The following is a 26,660-nucleotide window of genomic DNA, read 5'->3' on the forward strand; positions in this document are numbered from 1 at the left end:
TCTGAGGGTTGCGGATAGCACGGTGGATTTCAGATTTGCGACAGACCGCCGTCGACCATCAACTCGACGCCGTTCACGTAGCGCGCGTCATCGGACGCCAGGAACAGCGCGCAAGAAGCGATTTCTTCAGGTTGAGCCATGTAGCCCAACGGCGTGATTTGCTCCACGTGCTTGCGCAGCTCTGCGATGTCGCTTTCGCTCATCCCCAGGCCGTTGTCCATCAGCGGCGTGCGCGTGAACCCAGGGCTGAGCACATTCGCGCGGATTTTGCGGCCTTTGAGTTCATTGGCCCACGTGCGCGCGAAAGAGCGCACGGCGGCTTTCGAAGCGTTATAGAGGCTCAGCCCTTCCATGCCGTTGCTGGAGCAGATCGAGGCGGTCAGGACAATGGACGATTCGTCCTTCATCAATGGCAACAGGGTCTGAACGGTGAAGAAGACGCCTTTTACGTTGATGTCGAACATCTTGTAGTACGCGGCCTCGCTGGTCTCGCCCAGCGGATTTTTTTCGCAGATGCCCGCGTTGGCAAACACCGCGTCCAGCTGATCGCCTTGCTCCTCGATGACGGCCCTGAGTTCATCGAGGTCAGCTTGACGAGACACGTCTGAAATCACCGCCACAGCCTTGTCGCCCAGCGTCTCGACCGCGGCGTTCAGGGTGCCTGCAGAGCGGCCTGTGATGTAAACGCGTTTGGCGCCCTCGGCAATCAGCCCCTGAGCGATGGCCAATCCAATGCCGGTGGAAGCGCCCGTCACGACGGCGACCTGATTCGAAAATTTTCCTGACATCTCTGACTCCTCATGTGTTGTCCGCGTGGATCGTTTGAAACCACGGTGACCCATTCTGGAAGTCGGTGAACGCCGACGGTACTGCCAGAAATGCACGCGGGTCGTTCATTTTTGTGCGTCCTGAAGGTGGAGAAAATCCTTTAGATTGGAACTGACCGGTTCTTGACCTGAGCCGGTATTCAGGAGCGCTGATCAATGACTCATGCATTCGGACCCGGGCGCCCTCGGCAGTTTTCACTGGAAGATGCTGCCCGCAGCGCGATGAACGTATTTTGGGATCGTGGGTATGAAGCTGCATCGCTGCCGGACTTGATCGAAGGCACCGGGTTATCGCGGGGAAGCTTGTACAAAGCCTTTGGCGACAAGAAAGGCCTGCTCTTGGCGGCCCTCGATATCTACACCTCGCATGCCTTGAAGGTGACGGCAGAGCTGCTTTCCCGACCTGGCACCGCCAGGCAGGCGATCCACGAATCCATGCTGCGTCACGCCCGCTCCTCGTCAGGCGATGAAGGACGACGAGGCTGCATGCTGGTCACGGTGGCCAACGAACGGGTTGCGCAAGAGCCCGAGGTCGCGCAGCGAATTGCCCGCATGCTCCATCGCACTCAACAGCTGTACGCCAGCGCGATCATCCGCGGGCAAGCGGCCGGGGAGTTGGTAGAAGGCGACGAACAGGGGATGGCGTATTTCCTGGTCTGTCAGATCGAGGGCATGCGGGTGCTCGGCAAGACCGGTGCAAGTGAGGTGGACATGATCGCGCTGGTCGAGCGCTCCATGCGTCTACTTAACAGCTGATAACCGTTAATCCATCTGGAACCGAACGGTTTCTTCAAGGACCTTTTATGTCTCTTACCATGACTCAAAACGCCGATATCACACATGATCCAAAGCGCTGGTTCATGTTCGTCATCCTGCTGGTCGGCGCGTTCCTGCCGCCACTGGACTTCTTCATCGTCAACGTTGCCCTGCCTTCGATTCAGGGTGATCTGGGGACCGGCTCGTCCGCGGAACAGCTGGTGATCTCTTCCTATGCGACGCTCTATGCCGTCACGCTGATCACTGGCGGGCGGCTGGGTGATCTTTACGGTCGTGGGCGTATGTTCTTTCTGGGACTGATCGGGTTCGCGGCAGCATCGCTGCTCTGTGGACTGGCAACGTCGCCGTGGATGTTGATCTGCGGGCGGGCGCTGCAAGGCATAACCGCGGCAGTGATGGCACCGCAGGCCCTCGCGTCGGTGCAGGCGATTTTTCCTGAATCGGAAAAGCCGCTGGCGTTAAGCATCTACGGCGCCGTGTTCGGCCTGGCCTCGGTGATCGGTCAGGCGTTGGGCGGTGTTCTTATCTCCCTCAATGTCATGGGGATGGGGTGGCGAGCGATCTTTCTGGTCAACCTCCCCATTGCCTTGCTGGTCGTGGTGTTCGGGATTCCGGTGTTCAAGGAGACCCGGGCGGCGCACGCCAGTACGCTGGACCTCTGCGGCACGGCCCTGTCAATTCTGACGCTAGGTGCTCTGATTGTGCCTTTGATCGAGGGGCGCGAAGCTGGCTGGCCGATGTGGGCCTGGCTGTCGCTTGCTGCAGCCCCGGCGCTGGCCTGGTTGTTCTGGCAATACGAAATCCGTTTGCACCGTGCCGGCGGCACACCGTTGCTGAATCCCGCCGCGTTGAAGGCGCCTGGCCTGGGCCGAGCGCTGACGGTCGCCCTGTGCTTTTATGCGATCGGCGTGTTCTTCCTGTTGTTTTCGATTTATCTGCAGGGCGCTCTGCACGCAACCCCTTTGCACGCGGGTCTGATCTTCCTGCCTTTTGGCGCGGGCTTTCTGTTGGGGCCGCTGTCGACCGGGCCGTTTAAACGCCTCTTCGGCGCTTACGTCAATCCGGTGGGCATGGCGTTGGAAGTCATCGGGTTCCTGGCGCTGGCCTGGCTGGTGTCAGCAACGCCCATTGACGTTGCGCCTTCTGCGTCGCTACTGGCAGTCATCCTTTTCGTCATCGGATTCGGGCAAGGCCTGGCCCTGCCGACGCTGATGCGAATGGTGACGGGAAGGGTCGCTCCAGCGTACTCGGGCATGATCGCGGGTATCACCAGCGCCTCATTGCAGATCAGCACTTCGCTGAGCGTCGCGGTGATCGGCGGAGTGTTCTACAGCCTGTTGGGAACACACTCGGACGCGGCAGCGATCACCCACGCCTTCAGCGTTTCCATTCTCTGTATCGCGGCCTTTCTGGCGCTGGGGGCGGGGTTGAGTTTCACCCTCCTGCGACAGCCTGCCGCCGCGTAAAAACCTGCAGCGGCGCGCCGCTGTCCCGCAAGGGTCAGCACTCGGTCATTCGGAACCGATCATGTTCGACGCTAGGTCGGCCAGCGCGCGGAGCCTGTCCATGTTGCGCATGTCCTGGTGATAGCCCATCCAGATATCGCGACCGGGTGGCGGCTCGGCCGCGTCAAGCAACCGAATGCCCGGGATTCGATCTCCGAGCGGCCGCGGCAGCACCGCCACGCCCAGGCCACTTGCACACATCTGGGCCTGCACCGTGCGGCTGCTGCTGGTGAACACGGTGCGGGCCAGCGGATATCGCTGCTGCAACCAATGCACGTCAGGATAGTGGGACTGGGCAACGTTCATGGTAATCAGGCCCAGGCCTTCACCGTCGGGCTGTGGCGCAGGCCCCTCCTCACGCGTGTACAAGCCGTAGTGCATGGTGGTCAGCTTGCGATGAACGATGTCAGGTTCGGTGAAAGGCACGATGCGAAAGGCGATGTCCGCATCACGGCGGGCCAGATCGAACAACCGATGCCCCGGGATGACCTCGGGCATGATCAACGGATAACGGCGCGTCAACTCACACAGGACCGGCGCCAGAACGTAGCCGGCGAACCATTCTGCGGACGAGATGCGCAAGAGCCCCTCAGGCTGGTCCCTGTCACCCGCCAGACGGCGCTCGATCGACAGCGCGCTCTGCTCCATTTCTTCTGCCAGGCCGAGAATCCGTTCCCCGGTGTCGGTCAGCACCAGCCCTTGCGCCGTGCGTAAAAACAGCGGCTGCCCGCTTGCCTGCTCCAGCACCTGCAAGCGACGGCCAACGGTGGGATGACTCACACCCAACTGCCTCGCCGCCTCGCCCAATGATCGGCTGCGGGCCACTGCCAGAAAGACCCGCATATCACTCCAGTCCATCGACCCGCCCTTTATATAGAAGAGCGACGAGGTTGCAGCATCGGCACGCACGTAGCAATACCTCTGCCGACGATGGAGACCGCGCGCAGCTTCGGTCAAAGACCGGACGAGGGCGTTTAGATGGCTAACGAATTCGAATGGGTGACATCAGCGACTTGCAAGGGATTGTTTCCGGATCGGGAAGAGTGAATTGCAGAATGTTAGCTGGCTAACGTTCTGATCGCCTGCTACTTTTTCAAGCGTTAAATCCGCCGATTTAACGCCCCCCCTGAGCCGTCTTTGCGTCCGAGATAACGCCAAGGCGGCTTTTTTTTGCCTGTTGCCGTTCACGCCAGGCTACCTTCCCTCCCTTTTCACGGCCGAGTGCGACATCATGTCGAACGGGTCGACACGCTCGGTCGTGTCATTCATCACCCTTTATCGCCCTTCATTACTACGAGCAAGAGATCTACATGGCAAACCAAGACCTCACTTTCCTGCCCGATCCCGATGCGGATTCGATTTCCTCGGACGTCGCCGGTTTTGGCGGCCTGCTGGTTTCGACCCAGGTTCCAACGCGCGCTGACGGCAGTCTCGAGCTGGGCGGTATCACCGAACAGAGTGAATGCACGCTGCAGGCGCTGAAGGTTGCGCTCGAGCGCGCCGGCAGCTCGATGGACCGCGTCATGCACCTGACTATCTACCTTACCGACATGGCGGACCGTGCCGCTTTCAACGAGGTGTATCAGCGTTTCTTCGCCAAACCCTGGCCCGTTCGCGCAGCGGTCGGCGTCGCCGCGCTGGCGGTTGAAGGCATGCGTGTGGAAGTCACCGCAATGGCCGCCAAGGCCTGACAAGCCGCTCGCCTGATGGCTCGGCGCCCTTTCGCGCCGCCATCGGGCAGTCGACGGGTGCCGGTCGGGCGTTTCGCCGCTACAATGCGCGCCTTGACCGTGACCATGTCGACTAAAAAAATTATGTCCTTGCCCAAACATCACCTGGAATTGCTCAGTCCCGCCCGCGACGTCGCCATCGCCCGCGAGGCCATCCTGCATGGCGCCGATGCCATTTACATCGGCGGCCCGAGCTTCGGCGCTCGCCATAATGCCTGCAATGAAGTCGCTGAAATCGCTGATCTGGTGGAATTCGCCCGCCGTTACCATGCCCGGGTTTTTACCACCCTCAACACCATCCTGCATGACAATGAACTCGAACCTGCGCGCAAGCTGATTCACCAGCTGTATGACGCCGGGGTCGACGCGCTGATCGTTCAGGACTTGGGCGTCATGGAGCTGGACATCCCGCCGATCGAGCTGCATGCCAGTACGCAGACCGACATTCGCACGCTGGAGCGCGCCCGTTTTCTCGATCAGGCCGGGTTTTCCCAACTGGTGCTGGCCCGAGAGCTGAACCTGAAAGAGATTCGCGCCATTGCCGATGAAACCGACGCGGCCATCGAATTCTTCATCCACGGGGCGCTGTGCGTTGCGTTTTCCGGGCAATGCAACATCTCTCACGCGCAGACCGGCCGCAGTGCCAACCGCGGCGATTGCTCTCAGGCCTGCCGCTTGCCCTACACGCTCAAAGACGATCAAGGCCGCGTGGTTGCGTATGAAAAGCATCTGCTGTCGATGAAGGACAATAATCAGAGCGCTAACCTCAGCGCCCTGGTCGATGCAGGCGTGCGTTCATTCAAGATCGAGGGCCGCTATAAGGACATGGGCTACGTGAAGAACATCACAGCCTATTATCGTCAGCGTCTGGACGACATCCTCGAGGACCGCCCGGAGATGGCCAGAGCGTCCAGCGGTCGCACGGCGCACTTCTTCGTGCCGGACCCGGACAAGACATTCCATCGCGGCAGCACCGATTACTTCGTCAGCGACCGCAAGATCGACATAGGCGCCTTCGATTCGCCGACGTTCACCGGTCTTGAGGTCGGTATCGTTGAAAAGGTCGGCAAGCGCGATCTGCAAGTCGTCACCCATGAGCCGCTGTCCAACGGCGACGGCCTGAACGTGCTGGTCAAGCGCGAAGTGGTGGGTTTCCGGGCCAACATTGCCGAGCTCAAGGGTGAGTTCGAGGAAGACGGCGCGAAGCGTTTCCGGTATCGCGTCGAACCCAACGAAATGCCCAAAGGCCTGCAGCTGCGCCCCAACCATCCGCTTAGCCGCAACCTGGATCACAACTGGCAGCAGGCATTGCAGAAGACCTCGGCCGAGCGCCGTATCGGCGTGGCCTGGGAGGCCCGTCTGCGCGAAGAGCGCCTGCAGTTGACCGCCACCAGCGAGGAAGGCGTCAGCGCGTCGGTCGAGCTCAAAGGCCCCTTCGGCCTGGCGAACAAGCCGGAACAGGCGCTCGAACAATTGCACGACCTGCTGGGCCAGCTCGGCACCACTGAGTATCACGCCACAGCGATTGAGCTGGATGCACCGCAGGCGTGGTTCATTCCCAATTCACAGCTCAAGGCGCTGCGTCGGGAGGTCATCGAAGCATTGACCGCTGCGCGCATCAAGGCGCACCCGCGCGGTGCGCGCAAGGCCGAAACCACGCCACCGCCGGTGTACCCGGAGGCGCATCTGTCGTTTCTGGCCAACGTGTACAACCAGAAAGCCCGGGATTTCTACCACCGTCACGGCGTCAAGCTGATCGATGCAGCGTATGAGGCCCACGAGGAAACAGGCGAAGTGCCGGTGATGATCACCAAACACTGCCTGCGTTTCTCCTTCAATCTGTGCCCCAAGCAGGCCAAAGGCGTGACGGGGGTGCGAACGAAGGTGGCGCCGATGCAGCTGATACATGGCGACGAAGTGCTGACCTTGAAGTTCGACTGCAAACCCTGCGAGATGCACGTCATCGGGAAGATGAAGGGGCACATCCTCGACCTGCCTCAGCCTGGCAGCGTGGTTCAGGTGGTCGGGCACATCAGCCCGGAAGACCTGATGAAAACCATCCCTCGCGCGCCTCATTGAGGCGCCGCCGGACGAGAGGCGGATGCGTCCGCCCTCGCCCGTCTGATTTCCCGCAATCGCAACATCCTGGGAGCACAGTGCCTCCGGGATGTTTTCAACGACGCGCCAGTTCGTGTTTGATGCAGCCCTCGTAATAGACCTGTCTGACGCTGTCGGGGCGCAGTCGCGAGGGGCTGTCGTAGGTTTGCTCGGCAATACCCAACGCACTCATGCGCATCCACTGCTGGGAAAAATGCTGCGCCTGAATCTTTTTGCGAGCGCCGTACAGGGTCAGGCCTGACAGTTTGTACTGTTGCGCGGTACCCGCCATGCCGGCTCCCCAGGTGCAGATATCACGCTCGTTCTTGCTCAGATCCCGCGCCGATGCCACGCCGGAGATCGCCGCGAAGGCCCATAACGTCAGAACAAACCTGATACTCTGCATGCGAATCCTTTCCTAAGCGACTGAAAACAGGAGGATTCTGCCGGGACATTCACCTGCCGGGGGCCAGCATAGTGCCTTCTTTACTGCGCAGCCGACCAATGACACTCGCGCTTCCCCAAATGCGTGGCGAAGCTTCACAATGGAGTCACGAATGCCCGCGCGCCCTGCTACCTTGTAGGGGATGGGGGTGAACCTTATCGGTCGATCTCCGGTCGATAGTTGCACCTCTGGCCAGGGTTGCCCGGTAACTGCGCCGATGACCGCCCCGGCCAGCTTATTTCCAGAAGGACCGTCCATGATTCCAATTCAACGTATCGCCTGGCTCAAAGCATGGGGCGCCCATGGGTTTACGGCCACTGGCGTGGTGCTCGCCTTCCTGGCGACGATCGCCCTTTTCGACAATCAGCCCAAGGCTTGCCTCCTGTGGCTGGGCATTGCGTTGATCGTCGACGGCGTTGACGGCTCCATCGCGCGCAAGCTCAACGTGCAGTCGGTGCTGCCGCATTTCGACGGCTCGGTGCTGGACTTGGTCATCGATTACCTGACCTACGTGTTCATTCCTGCCCTGTTCATCTACCGTTACATTCCGTTGCCCGACTACACGTTACTGCTGACGACCTCGATCATTCTGGTGTCATCGCTGTTCTGCTTCTGCAATGTGGAAATGAAGAGCAAGGACAATTACTTCCAGGGCTTCCCCGCCGCCTGGAACGTCGTTGCGCTGTGCGTCTACATCCTTTCGCCGGCGCCATGGCTGACTTTCATCACCGTGATCTGCCTGGCATTGCTGACGGTAACGCGCATGAAGTTCCTGCACCCGTTTCGCGTGCGCCGCTTCATGCCGATCAACATTGCCGTGACTAGTGTGTGGTTCCTGTGCAGCTTTCTGCTGGTCATCAACCATCCCTACAACGGCTCATTCACACTGACGGTCTGGCTGGTGATGTCGGCCTATTTCCTGGGCATCTGCATCTGGCGCACGTCGATGGAGTGGATCGATAAATCCCGCGTCTGAACGCCCTGCGCGCTGCGCCCGGCCATAAAAAACAGCGATCCCCGGATCGCTGTTTTTTTTGCGCGGACGATGCCCTCAACCGGCGTAGGTCAGCGGCAACCGGGTGGTGGATTTGATTTGTTCCATGGCGAAACTGGAGCTGATGTCGGTGATGCCCGAGAGCTGGATCAGCCGTTTGTACACGGCATCGTAGCCGGCGATATCGGGTACCACGATGCGTAACATGTAGTCGGTGTCGCCCGCCATCCGGTAGCACTCGACGACTTCGGGTAACGTCGCGATCAGGTCATGAAACTGCTCCAGCCATTGAGCATTGTGTTGATTGGTACGGATCGCGGCGAACACCGTGACGGCGACGTTCAACTGACCGGCGTCGAGCAACGCCACCCGGCCGCGGATCATGCCCTGCTCCTCCAGCTTCTGCACCCGGCGCCAGCAGGCGGTGCTGCCCAGCCCGATGTTGTCGGCGATCTCGGCAATGGGCCGCGTGCAGTCGCTCTGCAGGATACTCAGAATTGCTTGGTCGAATTTATCCATTGAGTGCAGGCACGGTTGTCAGTGGTGAGGATGGCTGATTGCTCATCATAGTGCGCCAAGGCTGCCGAGCGAAATGATATTCCGAAGCAACCTGCACGAGGAGAAAAATATTCTAAAGAAAGGGCAAATCTCGGGGCAGTAATCAATTTTTTTTCGCCTGCGCGCCAGTACCATTTTCTGCATTACGGACAGCGCGGATTCCAGCCCTATGACGACCTTACCTTGTTACTTCGATTACGCAGCCACCACTCCCGTCGACGATCGGGTCATCCAGGCGATGGTGGCCTGCCTCGGCCGCGAGGGCACCTTCGGCAATCCGGCCTCCAGCTCCCATGCTTACGGCAATCAGGCACGTCAGGCCGTTGAACTGGCGCGCCGTCAGGTGGCTGAACTGGTCGGCTGCACGGCGGACTCGGTGATCTGGACCTCGGGCGCCACCGAATCCAACAACCTGGCGATCAAGGGCATCGCCTCGAACGCATCCAATGGCCATCGCGGCCACCTGATCACCAGCCGCATCGAACACAAGGCCGTCATCGACACAGTGCGTCAGCTCGAACTCGCCGGTTATCCGGTGACCTGGCTGGAACCGGACAGCCAGGGCCTGATCAGCCCGGACGCGGTGCGGCAGGCGCTGCGCGAAGACACGCTGCTGGTTTCGCTCATGCTGGTGAACAACGAACTGGGCACTGTCACCGACATCGACAGTATCGGCCAGATCGTTCGCCAGCACGGCGCGCTCTTTCACGTCGACGCTGCGCAAGGTGCAGGCAAATTGAGCATTGATCTGAATGCGCTGCCGGTGGACCTGATGTCCTTTTCCGCGCACAAGATCTATGGCCCCAAAGGCATCGGCGCGCTTTACATCGGCGCTCGCGCGCAGCCGCTGCTCGAAGCGCAGATCCATGGCGGCGGCCACGAGCAGGGTTATCGCTCGGGCACGCTGGCGACTCATCAGATCGTCGGCATGGGTGCCGCTTACGCCCTGGCCAGCGCTGAAATGAACGAAGAAGTCGAACGCATCAGCGCGCTGTCTGCGCAATTGCTGGACGGCCTGCTGGGGCTGCCGGGCGTGAATCTCAATGGCGACGCACTTGCGCGCATTCCCCACACGCTGAACATTCGCGTCGACAGCCCAGGCTTCAACGCCGCGAGTCTGGCCAGTGATCTGGCCGTCTCATCGACCTCGGCCTGCAACTCGGCCAGCAGCGCCGTTTCCCACGTGCTGCTGGCCCTCGGCCTGACAGCCGCGCAAGCGGGCAGCAGTCTGCGTCTGAGCCTGGGCCGCTACACTCAGGCCAGTGACATAGAAAAAGCCATCGCAGTGATTGCTACGCGCCTGAGCGCACCCGCAACCACCTTCTGGTAATTGATGTAACCTCTGAGCGTTACTTTTATCGATGTAACGTTCGGAGGTTACTTGGCGCACATCCCACTTCCACGTCCAACGCTCCAGTCAGCCGCTGGAGAGTCGCAGCACGGCAAGCCCGATGGCGATGCTGGAGGTGAAGCTGACAAGCGTCCCCAGCAGCACATACTCGCTGAGCGAGCGCTGGCGGGCGTCCTTGATGTCATTGAAGCGCAAGATGCTTTTGGCAGTGAGCAGAAACCCGATGGCTTCCCATTGCTCCAGCAGCACGAACGTCAGGATCAGTGTGCGTTCCAGATAACCGATCCACGTGCCCGCCTGCTTGAGCGAGTCTTCGTCCTTGCCCTTCACGAGAAACGGCGTCAGCACGGCACCGATCAGAATCGACGACGGGCGCCACACCAGAACGTAAGCCAGCAGCACCAAGAGGTTGTGCGACGTGATCAGCGTCCTGGCGCCCTGCAGCGCCCAATGCCAATAGCCTTCAGCACTCAGCCAGATCAGCGTCAACGCCAGCCATTGCAGAACGAACTGCAGGGCCACGGCGAAACCGGACGCCAGTCTGCCGGTCACTTCGCGGCTGACGCCCCAGATCACCGCAAAGGCCGCACCTGCACCCACTGCAGGCAGCGGCAGCCGATCAAAGGCAAACATGATCGCAGCAACCAGCACGCCCTGACACATAGCCAGGGCCAGCTTGGACACTGGCGTGAAAGGCGCGGCTCTGTGACCACGCCAGGCTGAAATCCCGTAGTCCGACAACAGAGTGCTCAGTATCAGCACAAGCAATACGATGGCCGGGTCACGCATCTGCGACCTCCGACACCCATTGCCTGGCGCAACTCAGATATCGGTCCAGCAGCCGCGCCTGACCTCGTTGCAGAGCCTTGGTGACAGCGACCCGCGACTTGCCGAGCGCGTCTGCGATGCTCTGCTGGTCGCCAACGCCCAGCAGGTGCGCGTGATAAGCCTGAGATTCAACGACGGTCCACTTGTCGAGGATGGCGGCCACGAACTCCGTCACCAGCCCCATGCAGCGCAGCAAAGTCGGATCGTTGCTGAACACGCCCAGCGTCAGCTTTTTCATGCCGTCCAGGCCCTGGCCAGACAGGACGAACGCTTCGCCGTAGTGCTTGCCCTCACCCGAAGCGCCGATACCCACAGCAATACGTGCGTCCCAGCGTTCACCCGCAGGGCTCAGCGCAATAAGCCCGGCACGGATGGCCAGTGCGCAGTCAAAGGCTTGCGACGGCTGAACGAGCACCACCTGGAACCCATCGCCGCGGTAGGTTTCAGTGCTGGAAGCGAAACGTTGAGTGACGGTGTCGAGCACCTGTTTCAGGGCTTCCAGATAGGCCTGGGTGTCGGCCACGTCCTGGGAGTGCATGAGATCGCCCGTCAGCACCGCTTTGATGGTCATCTTTCATTCCGTTGCAGAGTGTCTGCGTCCACTATAGGTCAAAATCAGTCATGTAACCTTAAAAGGTTACTAAGCGGTATGTAACCCTTATAGGTTACCTCACCGGTTGCTGGGCGCAACGCTTAAGTCGCCCGCCGTTGTCTGGCACAATCGCCGATTATCTCCGGCAAGACAGGCAAGACCATGGATCTGAACAGCGTGTTCCAGCGCTTGAACACCGGCAGCAAAAAATGGAGTCAGTATCCCGAGGACGTGCTGCCCATGTGGGTGGCCGACATGGATTTCCCTGTCGCCGAGCCAATCGTCCAGGCGCTGAAAAACCGCCTCGAGCACCCGCTGCTGGGTTACTCCGTTGCGCAAGACAGCCTGCGCAAGACGCTGGTCGACCATCTGGCCCGGCGTTACCACTGGCAGATCCAGCCTGAGGATCTGGTCTTTCTTCCCGGTGTCGAACCGGGCGTGAACATGGCCCTCAACGCCCTGGTGCCAGCAGGCAGCGGCGTGCTGGTGCAGACGCCCAACTATTCGCCGCTGCTGCACGCACCTGCCCACTGGAAACTGCCCCGTGTCGACTTGCCTTTCCATGCCGACGCCGGTGGCGAATACCACACCGACCTCGACGCTCTGGAACAGGCGCTGCCCAAGACTCGCGCGCTGCTGTTGAGCAATCCGCACAATCCGCTGGGCAAGGTGTTCGACCGCGACGAGTTACAGGCCATCGGCCAGGCCTGCGTGCGCCACGACGTGCTGATCATCTCTGATGAAATTCACGCCGACATCCTGTTCGACGGTCGCCAGCACACGCCGATAGCGGCGCTCAGCGAAGACATCGCGGCGCGCAGCGTGACGTTGATGTCGGCGAGCAAGGCGTGGAACATCGCCGGCCTGAAAACCGCGTTCGCAGTCATCCAGAACGCCGCGTTGCGCGAGCGTTTCAATGCGGGCCGCCTGGGTCTGGTGGACAGCGTCAACGCGCTGGGCCTAGAGGCAACTGAAGTGGCCTACCGCCACGGCGCCCCGTGGCTGGCGGAGGTCATGGCGTACCTGCAGGGCAATCGGGATTACCTGGCCGAGGCCATCAACACCCGCTTCCCGGGCATCCGCATGCATCTGCCGCAGAGCACGTATCTGGCCTGGCTGGATTGTTCGGGCCTGGGGCTCGAACACCCGCAACGGTTCTTCCTCGAACACGCCAGAGTCGCGCTCAGCGACGGCCTGGAGTTTGGCGACGAGTGCGGACAGTTCGTGCGGCTGAATTTCGGCTGCCCGCGGCCGATGCTCGAAGAAGGTCTGGCGAGAATGGAACGCAGCCTGCGTGAGCGCCGCTGAACGAAGCCGCGGCCTCGTTCAGCGGCGTCATTGCCCTCAATAACCCAGGGACAGACCGGTATTGCGGCGTGGATCGTTGGCGCCGTAGAACCGGTTGTTGCCGACCGGCTGGCCGCCCAGCGAAGGCGCGCCGACCAGAATTGCCGCCAGATGGTTGGCGTCCTGAGGGCCTGCGAACGTGTGGCCCCAACTTTCCAGAATCTTGCGAGTGTCGGGGCTCACGGCGAAGTTTTCCAGGTTGGTGGTCTCCGGCATCCACTGCTGGTGGAAACGCGGCGCGTCCACCGCCTCCTGAATGTTCATGCCGTAGTCGATGACGTTGAGCATGGTCAGCAAGGTGGCCGTGATAATCCGGCTGCCTCCTGGCGTGCCGACGACCATCACCGCCTTTCCGTCTTTGGTGACGATGGTCGGGCTCATCGATGACAGCGGTGTCTTGCCTGGCGCGATGGCGTTCGCTTCCCCCTGAATCAACCCGTACATGTTCGGTACGCCGACCTTGGAAGTGAAGTCGTCCATTTCATCGTTGAGGATGACCCCGGTCTTGCTCGCCATCACGCCAGCGCCAAACCAGTCGTTGAGCGTGTAGGTGACCGAAACCGCGTTGCCCCACTTGTCGACGATGGAATAGTGCGTCGTGTTATTGCCTTCATGGGGCGCGACGCCCGGTTTGATCGCCTGCGAAACGCCGGCCTTCTGCGGCTCGATGGCGGCACGCAGCTTCGCCGCATAGTCGCGATCGAGCAGATGACTGATCGGGTTCTTCACGAAGTCCGGGTCACCCAGATAGCTGTTGCGGTCCACGTAGGCATGCCGCATCGCTTCGATCTGATAATGCAGGCCCTGGGCCGAGTGATAGCCCAGCTCCTGCATCGGATAGCCTTCGAGGATGTTCATGATCTCGCAGATCACCACGCCGCCTGAACTGGGTGGCGGCGCCGAGACGACATGGTAGCCGCGGTAGTCGCACTCGATAGGCGCCAGCTCTCGGGTTTTATATGTGTCCAGGTCGGCCTGGGTGATGATGCCCTTGCCCGCCTGGCTCGAATCGACGATGGCTTTCGCAACCCAGCCCTTGTAGAAACCGTCGGTGCCTTTGAGGGAAATTTCCTTGAGGGTTTTCGCCAGGTCTTTCTGCACCAGCCTGGCACCGACCTGCAGCGGCTGGCCCTTGCTCAGAAAGATCGGGCTCAGGTCTTTGTCTGCCTTGAACTGGTCGGTGGCGGTATTCAGCAGATCGACGTCGCCCTGCTCCAGCGCAAAGCCGTTTTCCGCCAGCTTGATGGCCGGTGCGATGATCTCGGCGCGCTTTTTCGTGCCGTACTTGCTCAGCGCCATCTCCATGCCGGAGACCGTACCCGGTACGCCCACGGCCAGATGGCCTTTGGCGCTGAGGTCGGGAACGACATTGCCGTCCTTGTCCAGATACATGTTGGCGGTGGCGGCCAGCGGCGCCTTTTCGCGGAAGTCGAGGAACGTCTTGCGCCCGTCGGCCAGCTGAATGGTCATGAAACCACCGCCACCCAGGTTGCCAGCTGCGGGGTAGACCACGGCCAGGGCATAGCCGACGGCGACGGCTGCGTCCACCGCGTTGCCCCCGGATTTGAGGACGTCGACACCGACGTGAGTGGCCAGGTGTTGCGCCGTCACGACCATGCCGTTTTCGGCAGCGGCAGGCGCAACGGAGGCCGCGTATGAACAGGAAAGGCCAAAGGTAAAGGCCGTCGCAACCAGCGATCGGGCGAAGGGTTCGAACTTCATGAACAGACTCTCTTGTTGTTGTGATTAAGCCGTGTGAAACGGATCACGCGGCGGCGTCAGTCTCGCCTTGCCACGGCGTTGCCCGGCATCTCTGCGTGCACGGAAGCGCTTTGAACACGGCTGCGTAATTTGATTGCCACTGCATCAAAGTAGCGCCTGTCGCAGAACTTACTAGTCACAACTTGGAGAATTTCACGAAAGCAGCCACGACACGCTGCGGCTCGCGACCTCGAACGCGTGCAGGCAGGATCGCCACCAGGCAGGCCGACGCACAAGGCGTCGCCCTCCTCATTCAGCGGCATGGCTGCGTCAAACGTTGCTTCAGAACCAGCGATCGTTGCGCTTACGACCCCGGGTCAGCGCGGGAAGGATCAGGCCCAGCAAGAGGCCGGCCCCGGCAATGCTGCCGCCGTAGACCATGTAACGCATCAGGACCTGATTGTTCTCATCACCGAGCTTGGCCTGGGTCGAGCGCAGTTCGGATTGCGCGTCGGTGAGCTGCGCATTGAGGTCCTTGCTGCGGGCCTCCAGCTCATCGACCAGTTTTTTCCGCGAATCGAGGGTTTCCTGCATGCCCTGGACCTTGGTTTTCCAGTCGTCATCGATGGTTTTCAGCTGCGCACTCAGGTCAGCGACCTGTTGCGTCAGCTGCGGCAGACGTTCGGCCTGGCCGGGGACTTCCTGCAGGTCCGCCGACGGAATCCATACGCTGTCGCCTGAGCCACCGCGCACCTGGCTGTAATCGCCCTGGGTATTGAGCAGCTCGACTTTCTGTCCGGACTTCAGCGTACCGACGATGCGATAGCCGTCGGTGGGACCGCTGCGTACGTAGGTGCTCAGGGTGTCGCTGACCCAGCGATCCTTGCTGGCGGTTTCGGCGTGCGCCTGGGAGGCGAGCGTCAGGGCGAACAGGGTTCCCGTCAGGCCGGCGCTGAGCAAACGGCGTCGAGCGCCCGGCAAGGAAGATGGCGACGGGAAAGTAGCGGAATCTGGACGAAATAGAGACATGGGAGATCTTCGACAAATAAAAAAGAACGGCCGGATGGTCGGGCCGCATGCAATGGACAAACGCCTGGCGTGCAGCGAAGGCAATGCGCTGCAACAGCGAAAGAAGGCAACCGGGCGTGCACGCAGCTGCAGATCTGTCGGCGTCTCAAGACCCGGCGAGCAGCGCGCGCAGTGGTCAACAGACCGTACAAATGGTTTCAGGTTCACTGCAGCGGGGTGACGTTCGTCCGGAGAACGGCCGCAAAGCGAGGGGATCGCCTGGGTCACCTGCACGCTGGCCGCGCATCCGCGCCCGGATCTTCTGCAGCAGAGCCGCTGTCATACGGCGCGTGAATGGCGGAAGGCAGCCGGAGTCGAACCTGCCCGGGAACGGCTGCCGTCCCCAACCGGGTTTGAAGCCCGGCCGCGCCACCGGGCGCGATTGCCTTCCATGATCGATCAGAACGCATCGTCCTGTGCAGCACTGGACTGCGCCAGCGCATTGTCCGGCCGAATCCGGCGCTGGTCGCCTATCCGCCGGGTGAAACCGATGCGATCGAAAAAATCGAGAATCTGGATACTGCGCTTGCGGCCAATGCCCAGGCTGTCCCTGAACGCTGCGGCCTGAATCACCGGTTCACGCTCCGACTGCCGCAACAGCATAGCGGCCATTGTTTCAATTGTGGACTGGCAATAGAAAAGATCGCGCACCACCTGATGCGCCTGACCGATCCGCCCCAGTTTGCGCAGCAACAGGCGCACCAGCGCCTCGCCCTGCCCGGTCGCCTGCGCCAGATCGCGCACCCACGGCGGGTCGAAACCGCCCTGCTCCATCATCGGCAGGATCTGCTGCCAGAGCGCGGCGTCCTCGTCGTTGAGCTGCACGCGGTGATCCGGCAAATGCAGCCATGGCCCGCTGCTGGCGACGCTGCCGCTGGCAAGCGCCTCTTCCAGCAGTGCGATGAAAGCGGGCCGCTCCAGCGGCAGCGCACTGAAACGTCGAAGGCGGTCGCGGTCCGGGCCCAACTGGTCGGGCTCGGCCTGGTGAAACCTGCCCAGATGCTCCAGCAGCAGGCCGTGCAACGCCTGCCAGCGCATGTCGCTGAACAGCAACTGACCCTGCCGGGTGGTGATGACCCGAATACCGGCCGGCAATTGCCAGGTCGATCGCAGCCGGTTGAACTGGCGCTCCAGCCGCTGCGGATCGAGGCCGGTCTGGCTGCTGGCCATCCATTCGTTCAGCGCCTGCTCCAGGCCGTCGGCGCGGGCAAGGATTTGCAGCTGGCCCAGCCGCTCTGCGCTGCGCCGCTGACGGGATGGCGCAAACGGATCAAGAACCCGGCCGCCGCCCAGCGTGCGCTGCGCGCTCTGGTCGCGCAGCACTATTCGATCGCCGTGCACCGCATGAACAGGCGCATTGAGCAGCAATTGCGCGAGCATCCGCTGCCCCGGCGCCACGCTGCTGCCTTCGAGCAGCGCCACGCGCGCGGTGACATCCTGCGTGCCGAGGTGCACGTGCACCGGGCTGAAATGCTCGAAGGCGCGGGTCTCGCTGCTCAGCAGGTGCAACGTGATGTCGATGCGTTGCGTCGGTGCGAACAGCCATTCGGGCAACAGCCAGTCGCCCCGGTGTATCTGCTCCAGCGATAACTTCTCGGCGCTCAGATTGAGCGCGACACGCTGACCGGCGCGAGCGTGCGTCGAGGCCTGATTCTGCGCATGCAGGCCGCGCACGCGAACGCGCTTGCCTTGCTGGCCGAGCAGCAGTGTGTCGCCCACCGCCACGTTCCCGGCAAGCGCCGTTCCGGTGACGACGATGCCCGCGCCGGCAACGCTGAACGCTCGGTCGACATCGAGACGAAAGCCGCCACGGTCGCTGCGTTCAAGCACCTTGTCGGCCGCGTCCAGCAGCGTTACGCGCAGCGCGTCGACGCCCTCGCCGGTGAGACTTGACACTCGATACTGCGCAGCCTGTGCGTACGGCCCCCCAGCAAGCAACTCGTCGATCTGCGCGCTCACTTGCTCGATGCGGGAGGCGTCGACCCGGTCACATTTACTGATGACCACAAGCAAACCGGGGATGCCGAGCAGTTCGACGATCGCCAGATGCTCCCGGGTTTGCGGCATGACGCCGTCGTCAGCGGCCACCACCAGCAGCACAACGTCGATGCCCTGTGCCCCGGCCAGCATGTTGTGGATGAAACGTTCGTGCCCGGGGACATCGATGAATCCGGTCAGGCCGGCTCCCGGCGCAAGCTCGGCGTACAGGTAGCCCAGATCGATGGTGATGCCACGCTCGCGTTCCTCGCGCCGTCGATCACCCGCCTGACCGGTGAGCGCTTCGAGCAAAGCAGTCTTGCCGTGATCGATATGCCCGGCGGTGCCGACGATCATGCTGCCGGTTCCTCCCAGCGAAACTGCGGCAACTGGGCGATCCAGGCGGCTTCATCATCCAGCTGGCGCAGGTCGAGCCACAGCGCATCGTCAGCGATCCGGCCCAGCACCGGAATCGGCAGTCCGCGCAGCGCCGCCTCAAGTGCGTGCAGACGGCGGCCTCGGTGCTTTTTCGAGACGATCGGTCGTAAACATATCGATGCGCTCGGCAGGCGCGCCACCGGCTGGCTGCCGCTGCCGATCATCCCCAGGCTCGGCTGCACCAGCACGCCCCAGCTCTCCCCCAGCACCTGCGCAAGCAATGGCCGCAGGCGCTCGGCCTGCGCAAGGATTTCGCCCTGTGGCCGGGTCAGCAGCCGCAGGCTCGGCAGCCGGGCCGCCAAGCGATCCGGGTCGCGGTACAGACTGAGCACGGCCTCCAAAGCGGCAAGGGTCAGCTTGTCGACGCGCAGTGCACGTTTGAGCGGGTTTTTCTTGATTCGGGCGATCAGCGCCTTGTCTCCGACAATCAGACCGGCTTGCGGGCCGCCAAGCAATTTGTCGCCGCTGAAGGTGACGATGTCCGCGCCTTCGGCCAGCGTCTGCCGGACCGTGGGCTCGGGTGGAAGGCCCCAGCGCGTCAGGTCGAGCAGACTGCCGCTGCCCAGGTCCTCGAGCAGCGGCAAGGCGTGGCGATGGGCGATTTGCGCCAGCTCGCCGGTCGGCACGCTGGCGGTGAAACCCTGAATGCTGTAATTGCTGGTGTGTACGCGCATCAGCAGCCCGGTGCGCGGGTTGATCGCCGCCTCATAGTCTTTGGCGTGAGTGCGGTTGGTGGTACCGATCTCGTGCAGTCTGACGCCAGCCCGCGCCATGATGTCGGGAATGCGGAACGCTCCGCCGATCTCGATCAGTTCGCCCCGGGAAATGATGCCTTCTTTGCGCGCGCCCAGACTGTTCAGCGCCAGCAGCACCGCCGCAGCATTGTTGTTGACCACCGTGACGGCCTCGGCACCGGTCAGTTCGCGGATCAGGCCTTCGATGAGGTCGTCCCGATCGCCGCGCTTGCCGGTCTCCAGGTCGAATTCGAGGTTGAGCGGATAGCGCGCAGCGGTCTGTATGGCCTCGATGGCTTCCTCCGGCAGCAGCGCACGGCCCAGATTGGTGTGCAGCACGGTGCCAGTGAGGTTGAAGACGCGACGCACGTTGCTGCGGTGCTGCATCACCAGCCGCTCCGAAGCCCGGCCTGTCAGCACGTCTGCGCTGGTTTCCACCGCGTCGACCTGACCCAGACGCGCAGATTCACGCACGTCGTCGAGTAACTGGCGCAGCGTCGCCAGCACCGCATCGCGGCCAAAGCGGTCGATCAGAGGGTGGCAAGCGGGATGACGCAAAAGGCTGTCGACGGAAGGAAGACGCAGGGGGAACGAAACAAGGTGTTCAGCCATTCAGTGACTCCGTAACAGGCCGTTGCTGCCGATGCCAGGCCAGAAGCCTTGAGCGCGAACACTGAAGTGTAGACGCGGTTTTCACGCTTCCCCAGGCGCCAGCATCAAGTTGGGCGCGATACGCTGGACCCCTTCCAGGTCCAGGCGCATGTCCAGCATCAGGCTCGACAAGTCTGCCGACAGCGCCTCGGCCTGCGCATCGTTCTCCAGATAAATATGCTTGAGGTAGCTGTTGCAGCCAGGGCACACCTCCGCGCGCAACGGGGCTTTGTCTGCGGCCACGCGATCATCGTCCAGGCTCACGTATTTCAGGCCCTTGCTCTGTTCGCAGTACACGCATTTGACCCGCACGACATGCCATTCGCAGGCGCACAGCGAGCACACCAGATAGCGCAGCCCGGTGTACTTGCCGCGATGGCGAATGACACCGGCCATGGCGGGCGAACCACATGCCGGGCATTGGCTCAGGCTGTCGCAGGGCTTCAGATGGTCGGTGGGCAGCGTCAGCAGCCATTGGCTCCAGGCCGCCTGCAGGGCCGCGCCGAGGAACGGCACCAGCGCTGCGGGAAGTCCTGCGTACTGGCCGCTGAGCAGCGAAATCGCCCAGACCTTGCGCTGGCCTTCATCGGCGTCGCGCAACCGGTCCAGCGCCTGGCCGACCTGGTCATTCGCAGGGTGGAAGCGCTGCAGCAGTGCCTGCAGATACACCTGCCAATGCGCCTCGCGCACCAGACTGTCGGCGGCCAGCGGCGGCAGACCGTGCTGTCGGCACAGGTCAAGGCGCTGGTTGTCGGGTGTCCAATGTTGCGGGGGCTGATCCAGCAGGCTCTGCTGCACCCGACACAGACTGGCGATCAGGCGCAGGTAATCGGCCATCGGGTTGCCGGCCGCAAGGGACTCCAGGCGCTCGGCACGCAAGGCGAACAGGTTGTCAGGCGGCAAGTGCAGGAACGGCAGGACGAAGCTGCCGCCCTGCGCCTGGATTTCCTCGGGTTCGAGAATCTGACTCAAGACTTCATCCTTTTCGTCGGGTAGGTGGAGCGGCCTGTGTCGGTGGCGATTGCTTGTCGACGACCTGGCGATACCACAACTCATGGTGCTTTCTGGCCCATCGGCGACTGACCCAGCCATGCAACATCGCGCCGACCGAGCCCTTGATCCAGATACCCGCGTAAATATGCACGATGATGCTGACGATCAGCACGAAACCGGCCAGGGCGTGGATCAGCGCACCCAGGCGAATCACGGTGATGTCGAAATACTCGCTGAACCAGGCGCGCCAGATTACGATCCCACTGAGCAACAGCGCCAGCATGCAGAGCAACAACGTCCAGAACAACAGTTTCTGTCCGGGGTTGTACTTGCCCACCGGCGGCACGCCCTCCTCCTCGTTCTGCATCACCTGACCGATGCGCTTGAGCCACAGTCGATCATTGGCGATGAACAGGTTGGCACGCCAGAAGCGAATCACCAGGCCGAAGAAGAACACGAACATCGCCACACCCATGAACGGGTGCAGGATGCGCGTCCACGGCCCGCCGCCGAACAGATGGGTGAGCCAGAACATCGCCGGGTGAAACAGCGCAAGGCCGGACAACCCGGCCATGAAGAACAGAATCGCCACCAGCCAGTGGTTGGTCCGCTCGTTGGCGTTGTAACGCAGAATGGTCTTTCCGGGTTCACGGTTGTCGCTCATGGCCGTTGCTCCCCTTCAGGTCCCGGGCGTTTCGGATCGTAGACGTGCACCGCCGGATCGACTTCATGCACGCTGGCGTCCCCTGTCGGGTCGGCTGGATGGACGTCGTCCTCGTGCTCTTCGCGTTGCGGCCCGATCCTCACGTAATGGAAGAATCCGGCCAGCACGGCCAGGCCCATCGCCAGCAAACCCAAGGGTTTGGTCACGCCTTTCCAGAGCCCGACCAGTGGACTGATCTCCGGGTTCTGCGGCAGTCCCGCGTACAGCTTGGGGTTGTCGGCGTGGTGCAGCACGTACATCACATGGGTGCCGCCCACGCCCGCCGGATCGTACAGGCCGGCATGCTCGAAACCGCGGGATTTCAGGTCGACGACGCGTTCGGCGGCGTGCACTTTCATGTCCTCCTTGGTGCCGAAGACGATTGCGCCGGTCGGGCAGGTCTTCACGCACGCAGGCTCCAGCCCTACCGACACCCGGTCCGAACACAGCGTGCATTTGTATGCTTTGTGATCTTTCTGGGAAATGCGCGGGATGTCGAACGGGCAACCGGTGATGCAATAGCCGCAGCCGATGCAGTGATCCTGGTTGAAATCGACGATGCCGTTGGCATGCTTGATGATGGCGCCGGGGCTCGGGCACGCCTTGAGGCAGCCGGGATCGGCGCAGTGCATGCAGCCGTCCTTGCGGATCAGCCACTCCAGATCGTTGTCGGCGGTCTCGTGCTCGGTGAAACGCATCAGGGTCCAGGTCTGCGCGCTCAGGTCCTGCGGGTTGTCGTACGTGCCGTGGTTGTGACCGACCTCGTCGCGCAGCTCGTTCCATTCCGAACATGCGACCTGGCAGGCCTTGCAGCCAATGCATTTGGTGGTGTCGATCAGCTTGGCGACTTCGTCCAGCTGGCGGACCGAAGACGGCACCGTGGTGGTGGCTGAACGGGCAATGATGTCTTGAATGGCCATTCAGATTTTCTCCACGTTGACCAGGAACGACTTGGATTCCGGGGTCTGTGAATTACCGTCACCCAGGAACGGCACCAGCGTGTTGGCCAGATAGCCGTTGCGCGTCGTACCGGTAAAGCCCCAGTGAATGGGAATGCCGACCTGATGGACCACCTGGTTGTTGACCTGCAGCGGTCGAATCCGCTTGGTCACCACCGCCACCGCCTCGATGAACCCGCGCTTGCAGCTGACCCGGACCCGATCGCCCGCGACAATGCCTTTTTCTTTGGCCAACGCCTCACCGATCTCGACGAACTGCTCGGGTTGGGCAATCGCATTGAGCCGGCAATGTTTGCTCCAGTAATGGAAGTGCTCGGTGAGCCGGTAGCTGGTGCCTGCGTATGGGAAGTCCTTGGCGACGCCCAGCGAATCCCACACCGAATCGAAGATGCGCCCGGCCGGATTGCTGGTCGCCTTCTTGTTGTTCGGGTGCAGCGGGTTGATCCCGATGGGGGTCTCGAACGGCTCGTAGTGTTCCGGGAATGGCCCTTCGTTCATCTTGTCGACGGCGAAGAACCGGGCCACGCCTTCGGGGTTCATGATGAACGGGTTCATCCCTGCTTCCGGCGCCGAGGTCACGGCGAAGTCCGGCACGTCGGTACCGGTCCAGACCTTGCCGTTCCACCAGATGACGCGTTTCTTCGGATCCCACGGCTTGCCCTGCGGGTCGGCTGAGGCGCGGTTGTAGAGAATGCGCCGGTTGCTCGGCCACGCCCATGCCCAGCCCTGATGCTGGTGCATGGCATACGGGTCGCTGTTGTCGCGACGGGCCATCTGATTGCCCGCCTCGGTCCAGCTGCCGCAGAAAATCCAGCACCCGGACGCCGTGCTGCCGTCGTCCTTGAGCTGCGCGAAGCCGGCCAGTTGCGTGCCGCCCTTGACCGCAGCCCCCAACGGATCGGTGTAATCCACGGTAGCGGCGCCGTTGATCTCTTTGGCGATTTCCTCCGGCGACGGCTCTTCGGCGACTTTGTAGGGCCAACTGAGTTTGAGCAACGGCTCGGCGTAGGCCCCGCCTTCTTGCTCGTAGCGCTTGCGCAGGCGAATGAACAGCTCGCTCATGATGCGGATGTCGGTGATCGCCTCGCCGGGTCCTTCGGCCCCTTTGAAGTGCCATTGCAACCAGCGACTGCTGTTGACCAGCGAGCCATCCTCCTCGGCGAAGCAGGTTGTGGGCAGGCGAATGACTTCGGTCTGGATGTCTTCGGTCACCACGTCGTTATACGGGCCTACCTTTTGCCAGAACTCGGATGTCTCGGTGGCAAGCGGGTCCATGATCACCAACCACTTCAGCCGGGCCAGCGCTTTCATCACCCGGTTTTTGTCCGGCAGCGCCGCAATCGGGTTGAAGCCCTGACACACGTAGCCGTTGACATGGCCGTGGCCCATCATGTCGAACATCTTGAGGATGTCGTAGTTGGCGGCATCCAGCTTGGGCAGGTAGTCGTAGCACCATTTGTTTTCGGCGGTGGCGTTGGCGCCGTACCAGGACTTCATCAGGCTGACGTGAAACTTGCTGTAGTTCTGCCAGTATGACAACTGCCCCGGCCGCAACGGTTTCTGTGTGCGTTTGGCGATGAATGCGTCGTAGTCCTGCTCGCCATCCTGAGCCAGGGTCAGATAGCCCGGCAGCGAGTTGGACAACAGGCCAAGGTCGGTCAGCCCTTGAATGTTGGAGTGACCGCGCAGCGCATTGACGCCGCCACCGGCCATGCCGACGTTACCCAGCAGCAGTTGCACCATCGCTGCGCTGCGGATGATCTGCGCGCCGATGGAGTGCTGGGTCCAGCCCAGTGCGTAGAGGATCGTCATGGTTTTGCCCGGTACCGAGCACGTGGCGATCTCTTCCCAGATCTTCATCATCCTGTCCTGCGGCATACCGCAGGTGAGGCTGGCGATTTCCGGGGTGTAGCGGCTGTAATGCTGTCTCATCAACTGGTAGACGCAGCGCGGATCCTGCAGCGTCGGATCGACCCTGGCGAAGCCGTCCTCGCCCAGCTCGTAACCCCAGCCGGATTTATCGCTGTACACCCGTTTTTCGGCGTCATAGCCGCTGAAAATTCCGTCTTCGAAGCCATAGCCGGCTTTGACGATGAACGACACGTCGGTGTAATTGCGCACGTATTCGTGCTGGATCTTGTCCTGCGTCAGCAAGTAGTTGATCAGGCCGCCCATGAAGGCGATGTCGCTGCCGGTGCGGATCGGTGCGTAATAGTCGGCCACGGACGCGGTTCGCGTGAAGCGTGGATCGACCACGATCAGTCGCGCCTGGTTGTGCGCCTTGGCTTCGGTCACCCATTTGAAACCGCAAGGGTGCGCTTCTGCTGCGTTGCCCCCCATCACCAGGATCAGATTCGCGTTGGCGATATCGGTCCAGGTATTGGTCATGGCACCACGGCCGTACGTCGGGGCAAGACTTGCCACCGTCGGGCCGTGTCAGACACGCGCCTGGTTATCGAACCCCAGCATGCCGGTTGCACGAACGACCTTGTGGGTCAGATAACCCGCCTCATTGGACGCCGCCGAGGCCGCAAGAAACCCGGTGGTCAGCCAGCGGTTGACGGTTTCGCCTTTGGCGTTCTTCTCGATGAAGTTGGCATCGCGGTCAGCCTTCATCAGGTCAGCGACACGATCGAGCGCCTCGTCCCAGGAAATCCGGGTCCACTCGTTGCTGCCCGGTTTGCGGATCTGTGGATACTTGAGGCGGCCGGGGCTGTGAATGAAGTCCAGCAGGCCGGCGCCTTTGGGGCACAAGGTGCCGCGATTGACCGGATGGTCGGCGTCACCTTCGATATGAATGATGTTCTGCGCGACATTTTTCGCCGCGTCGCCCTGGCTGTACATGATCAAGCCGCAACCCACCGAGCAATACGGGCAGGTGTTGCGGGTTTCATGGGTATGAGCGAGTTTGAAGTGGCGTATCTGCTCGGCGAACGCAGGCGTCGGGGCCATGCCCAACGCTGCCAGGCTCGAGCCTCCAAGACCGACAGCGGCGACCTTGAAAAACTGCCGACGGTTGAGATCCATCGTGCACTCCTGATCAGGTAATTCCCGGTACGTTGCCGGAGGTTGATTCATCACGGCGTCGGCGCTCTCCCGCCAACTTCAGAAACTCTAGACCAGTTTGCCCGTGCCGCCATGAAATCGTTTGACCTCGCGCAGGGCAACGCGTGATGGGACCTGTCAGGCCAGATAGCGACGGTAGAAATCCTCCACGGCAAGGTTTTTGTCCTTGGCCTCGAACATGATGTCAAAGCGATCCAGAAAGCTCAGGGCATAGGTATTCGTCCACGCGTTCCACATCCGCGCGCTGTGTCCGTAAAGATCGCGCTTGCCGACCTTTTCAAGCAGCGCATCCATTTCAAGCTTCTGGTCGGCACTGAAACCGGCCAGTTGCAGGAACTCCGGCGGCTGGGAGTAATGCATGACCGGCCGCACGCCGCGCCAGCTGTCGATGATCCGCTGAACGCGTGGATCGTCTGTGGCGATGTAGCGGTTTTCATTGATCCAGCAGTGATGAATATCGAGCACCACGGGCGCCAGATCGGCGAGTTCCAGGCAGGCGTCCACGCCGTAGACCTTTTCCTCGTTCTCGAAGGTGATGCAGTTGCGCGCCGCCTCGGAGAGACGGGGCCAGACAGCGCGAACGCCCTCGCTGCCCAGTCGCCCGGCGATGTGCACATTGCATTTGAAGTCCTGAAACCGTACGCCGTAGCCCATCATGCGGATCATGTCGGCGTGGTACTCGAACTCCGCGATGCTGTTTTCCACGACATCCGGGCGATCCGAGCCCAGCACGCAGAACTGTCCGGGATGAAACGAAAGCCGGATGTCCGATTCCCGCGCCAGCGCACCGATGGCGGCGAAGCGCGTGCGCAGGTTGTCCATGACCGCTGGCTGACGGTAGAACTCGACCACGCGAGGATGACTGTAGAACGGCAACAGATCGCTGCTCAGCCTCAACATTCGCAGCGTGGCTGGCAACTGGGCGACGTGCGCCAGCAGACGCAGTTGCGCGTCCAGGTTGTGCTCGACGATTTCCAGCAGCTTCTCCCAGGCAACCTCGCGCGTCACACTTTCCATCCAGCGCAACGTGGTGGTGCGCGGGTTCAGCCCGCCTTCCAGCGCCTTGAGTTCTTTGGCCGACAGTGCCTGCCCCGGCACGTCGCGCCCGGCGTGACGAAACTGACAAGCAAAACCGATTCGAGGCCCCGACATGAGCGCTCCCCTTTTCTGACCTTAATCTCAGGCAGACCCTCACCACAGGTGCTTAGTTGCGGGTTTTTTTGGCCCGTTGGGGACCATGACGGACATCAGGGTGTTCATTTCTGCCAAACCGCGCCCGGTGGCGTGCTGCCGCAAAACGGCTGCGTATACTGCGGTCG

The 26,660-nt window shown here is 61.8% G+C and carries 22 protein-coding genes and 1 tRNA gene; 7 read left to right on the plus strand and 16 right to left on the minus strand.

All coding sequences use genetic code 11. The features are described 5' to 3' along the window. Positions 1-29 precede the first annotated feature (29 nt). Complete coding sequence (locus BMZ10_RS03300) at positions 30-788, minus strand: SDR family NAD(P)-dependent oxidoreductase (protein WP_093458612.1); 759 nt, start codon at positions 786-788, stop codon at positions 30-32. 195 nt (positions 789-983) lie between these two features. On the opposite strand from BMZ10_RS03300, the gene BMZ10_RS03305 reads away from it, so the two are divergent. Continuing rightward, positions 984-1,583, plus strand: a complete 600-nt coding sequence (locus tag BMZ10_RS03305) for a TetR/AcrR family transcriptional regulator (protein ID WP_218147163.1) — start codon at positions 984-986, stop codon at positions 1,581-1,583. Between the two features lie 47 nt (positions 1,584-1,630). Further along, complete coding sequence (locus BMZ10_RS03310; protein WP_256214320.1) at positions 1,631-3,070, plus strand: MFS transporter; 1,440 nt, start codon at positions 1,631-1,633, stop codon at positions 3,068-3,070. Between the two features lie 45 nt (positions 3,071-3,115). Here BMZ10_RS03310 and BMZ10_RS03315 read toward each other — a convergent pair whose 3' ends face one another. After that, positions 3,116-3,967 (minus strand): LysR family transcriptional regulator, encoded by an 852-nt coding sequence (locus tag BMZ10_RS03315; RefSeq protein ID WP_093458613.1) that lies wholly within the window; start codon positions 3,965-3,967, stop codon positions 3,116-3,118. A 452-nt stretch (positions 3,968-4,419) separates the two neighbouring features. Here BMZ10_RS03315 and BMZ10_RS03320 point away from each other — a divergent pair, with 452 nt between their 5' ends. Further along, positions 4,420-4,800 carry a RidA family protein gene (locus BMZ10_RS03320; protein WP_093458614.1) on the plus strand — a complete coding sequence of 127 codons (381 nt, stop codon included), beginning with the start codon at positions 4,420-4,422 and terminating at the stop codon, positions 4,798-4,800. A 123-nt stretch (positions 4,801-4,923) separates the two neighbouring features. After that, positions 4,924-6,918, plus strand: coding sequence for a peptidase U32 family protein (locus tag BMZ10_RS03325; RefSeq protein ID WP_093459955.1), 1,995 nt, complete (start codon positions 4,924-4,926; stop codon positions 6,916-6,918). A gap of 94 nt (positions 6,919-7,012) precedes the next feature. Here the strand turns inward: BMZ10_RS03325 and BMZ10_RS03330 are convergent, their stop codons facing one another. Next, on the minus strand, positions 7,013-7,342 hold the full coding sequence (locus tag BMZ10_RS03330; protein ID WP_093458615.1) for a hypothetical protein: 330 nt from the start codon (positions 7,340-7,342) through the stop codon (positions 7,013-7,015). 295 nt (positions 7,343-7,637) lie between these two features. Between BMZ10_RS03330 and pcsA the strand changes: the two genes are divergently transcribed. Further along, complete coding sequence (pcsA, locus tag BMZ10_RS03335) at positions 7,638-8,357, plus strand: phosphatidylcholine synthase (RefSeq protein WP_093458616.1); 720 nt, start codon at positions 7,638-7,640, stop codon at positions 8,355-8,357. A gap of 75 nt (positions 8,358-8,432) precedes the next feature. Here the strand turns inward: pcsA and BMZ10_RS03340 are convergent, their stop codons facing one another. Next, a complete protein-coding gene (locus BMZ10_RS03340) occupies positions 8,433-8,894 on the minus strand; it encodes an Lrp/AsnC family transcriptional regulator (protein WP_093458617.1) in 462 nt (153 codons plus the stop codon). A 208-nt stretch (positions 8,895-9,102) separates the two neighbouring features. Here BMZ10_RS03340 and BMZ10_RS03345 point away from each other — a divergent pair, with 208 nt between their 5' ends. After that, complete coding sequence (locus BMZ10_RS03345; protein WP_093458618.1) at positions 9,103-10,263, plus strand: cysteine desulfurase family protein; 1,161 nt, start codon at positions 9,103-9,105, stop codon at positions 10,261-10,263. Positions 10,264-10,350: 87 nt separating this feature from the next. Here BMZ10_RS03345 and BMZ10_RS03350 read toward each other — a convergent pair whose 3' ends face one another. Together BMZ10_RS03350 and BMZ10_RS03355 are read right to left on the minus strand one after the other, a co-directional pair. Then, a complete protein-coding gene (locus tag BMZ10_RS03350; protein ID WP_093458619.1) occupies positions 10,351-11,073 on the minus strand; it encodes a hypothetical protein in 723 nt (240 codons plus the stop codon). Further along, positions 11,066-11,683: a hypothetical protein gene (locus BMZ10_RS03355; RefSeq protein ID WP_093458620.1), complete on the minus strand. Its 618-nt coding sequence runs from the start codon at positions 11,681-11,683 to the stop codon at positions 11,066-11,068. The genes BMZ10_RS03350 and BMZ10_RS03355 overlap by 8 nt, the downstream gene beginning before the upstream one ends. A 183-nt stretch (positions 11,684-11,866) precedes the next feature. Here BMZ10_RS03355 and BMZ10_RS03360 point away from each other — a divergent pair, with 183 nt between their 5' ends. Further along, positions 11,867-13,012, plus strand: coding sequence for a MalY/PatB family protein (locus BMZ10_RS03360; protein ID WP_093458621.1), 1,146 nt, complete (start codon positions 11,867-11,869; stop codon positions 13,010-13,012). Between the two features lie 36 nt (positions 13,013-13,048). Here BMZ10_RS03360 and ggt read toward each other — a convergent pair whose 3' ends face one another. From ggt to BMZ10_RS03415, 10 genes are all read right to left on the minus strand, one after another. Next, positions 13,049-14,773, minus strand: coding sequence for a gamma-glutamyltransferase (gene ggt / locus BMZ10_RS03365; protein ID WP_093458622.1), 1,725 nt, complete (start codon positions 14,771-14,773; stop codon positions 13,049-13,051). Between the two features lie 321 nt (positions 14,774-15,094). Then, positions 15,095-15,781, minus strand: a complete 687-nt coding sequence (locus tag BMZ10_RS03370) for a TIGR04211 family SH3 domain-containing protein (RefSeq protein WP_093458623.1) — start codon at positions 15,779-15,781, stop codon at positions 15,095-15,097. A gap of 334 nt (positions 15,782-16,115) precedes the next feature. Further along, positions 16,116-16,211 (minus strand) — tRNA-Sec (locus BMZ10_RS03375). Between the two features lie 8 nt (positions 16,212-16,219). Further along, entirely contained in the window at positions 16,220-18,154 is a 1,935-nt protein-coding gene (gene selB, locus BMZ10_RS03380; RefSeq protein WP_093458624.1) for a selenocysteine-specific translation elongation factor, read from the minus strand. Then, entirely contained in the window at positions 18,151-19,581 is a 1,431-nt protein-coding gene (selA, locus tag BMZ10_RS03385; RefSeq protein ID WP_093458625.1) for an L-seryl-tRNA(Sec) selenium transferase, read from the minus strand. The genes selB and selA overlap by 4 nt, the downstream gene beginning before the upstream one ends. A gap of 81 nt (positions 19,582-19,662) precedes the next feature. After that, on the minus strand, positions 19,663-20,592 hold the full coding sequence (gene fdhE, locus BMZ10_RS03390; protein ID WP_093458626.1) for a formate dehydrogenase accessory protein FdhE: 930 nt from the start codon (positions 20,590-20,592) through the stop codon (positions 19,663-19,665). 4 nt (positions 20,593-20,596) lie between these two features. Next, the gene (locus BMZ10_RS03395; protein ID WP_093458627.1) at positions 20,597-21,277 is read right to left on the minus strand and encodes a formate dehydrogenase subunit gamma; all 681 of its coding nucleotides are present in this window, start codon (positions 21,275-21,277) and stop codon (positions 20,597-20,599) included. After that, entirely contained in the window at positions 21,274-22,236 is a 963-nt protein-coding gene (gene fdxH, locus BMZ10_RS03400; protein ID WP_093458628.1) for a formate dehydrogenase subunit beta, read from the minus strand. Before fdxH ends, BMZ10_RS03395 begins: the two co-directional genes overlap by 4 nt. Next, on the minus strand, positions 22,237-25,302 hold the full coding sequence (gene fdnG / locus BMZ10_RS03405; protein ID WP_143070248.1) for a formate dehydrogenase-N subunit alpha: 3,066 nt from the start codon (positions 25,300-25,302) through the stop codon (positions 22,237-22,239). 156 nt (positions 25,303-25,458) lie between these two features. Continuing rightward, entirely contained in the window at positions 25,459-26,493 is a 1,035-nt protein-coding gene (locus BMZ10_RS03415; RefSeq protein ID WP_093458631.1) for an apurinic/apyrimidinic endonuclease family protein, read from the minus strand. Positions 26,494-26,660 lie beyond the last annotated feature (167 nt).

The sequence above is a fragment of the Pseudomonas sp. NFR16 genome, from assembly GCF_900108875.1.
GTDB lineage: Bacteria > Pseudomonadota > Gammaproteobacteria > Pseudomonadales > Pseudomonadaceae > Aquipseudomonas.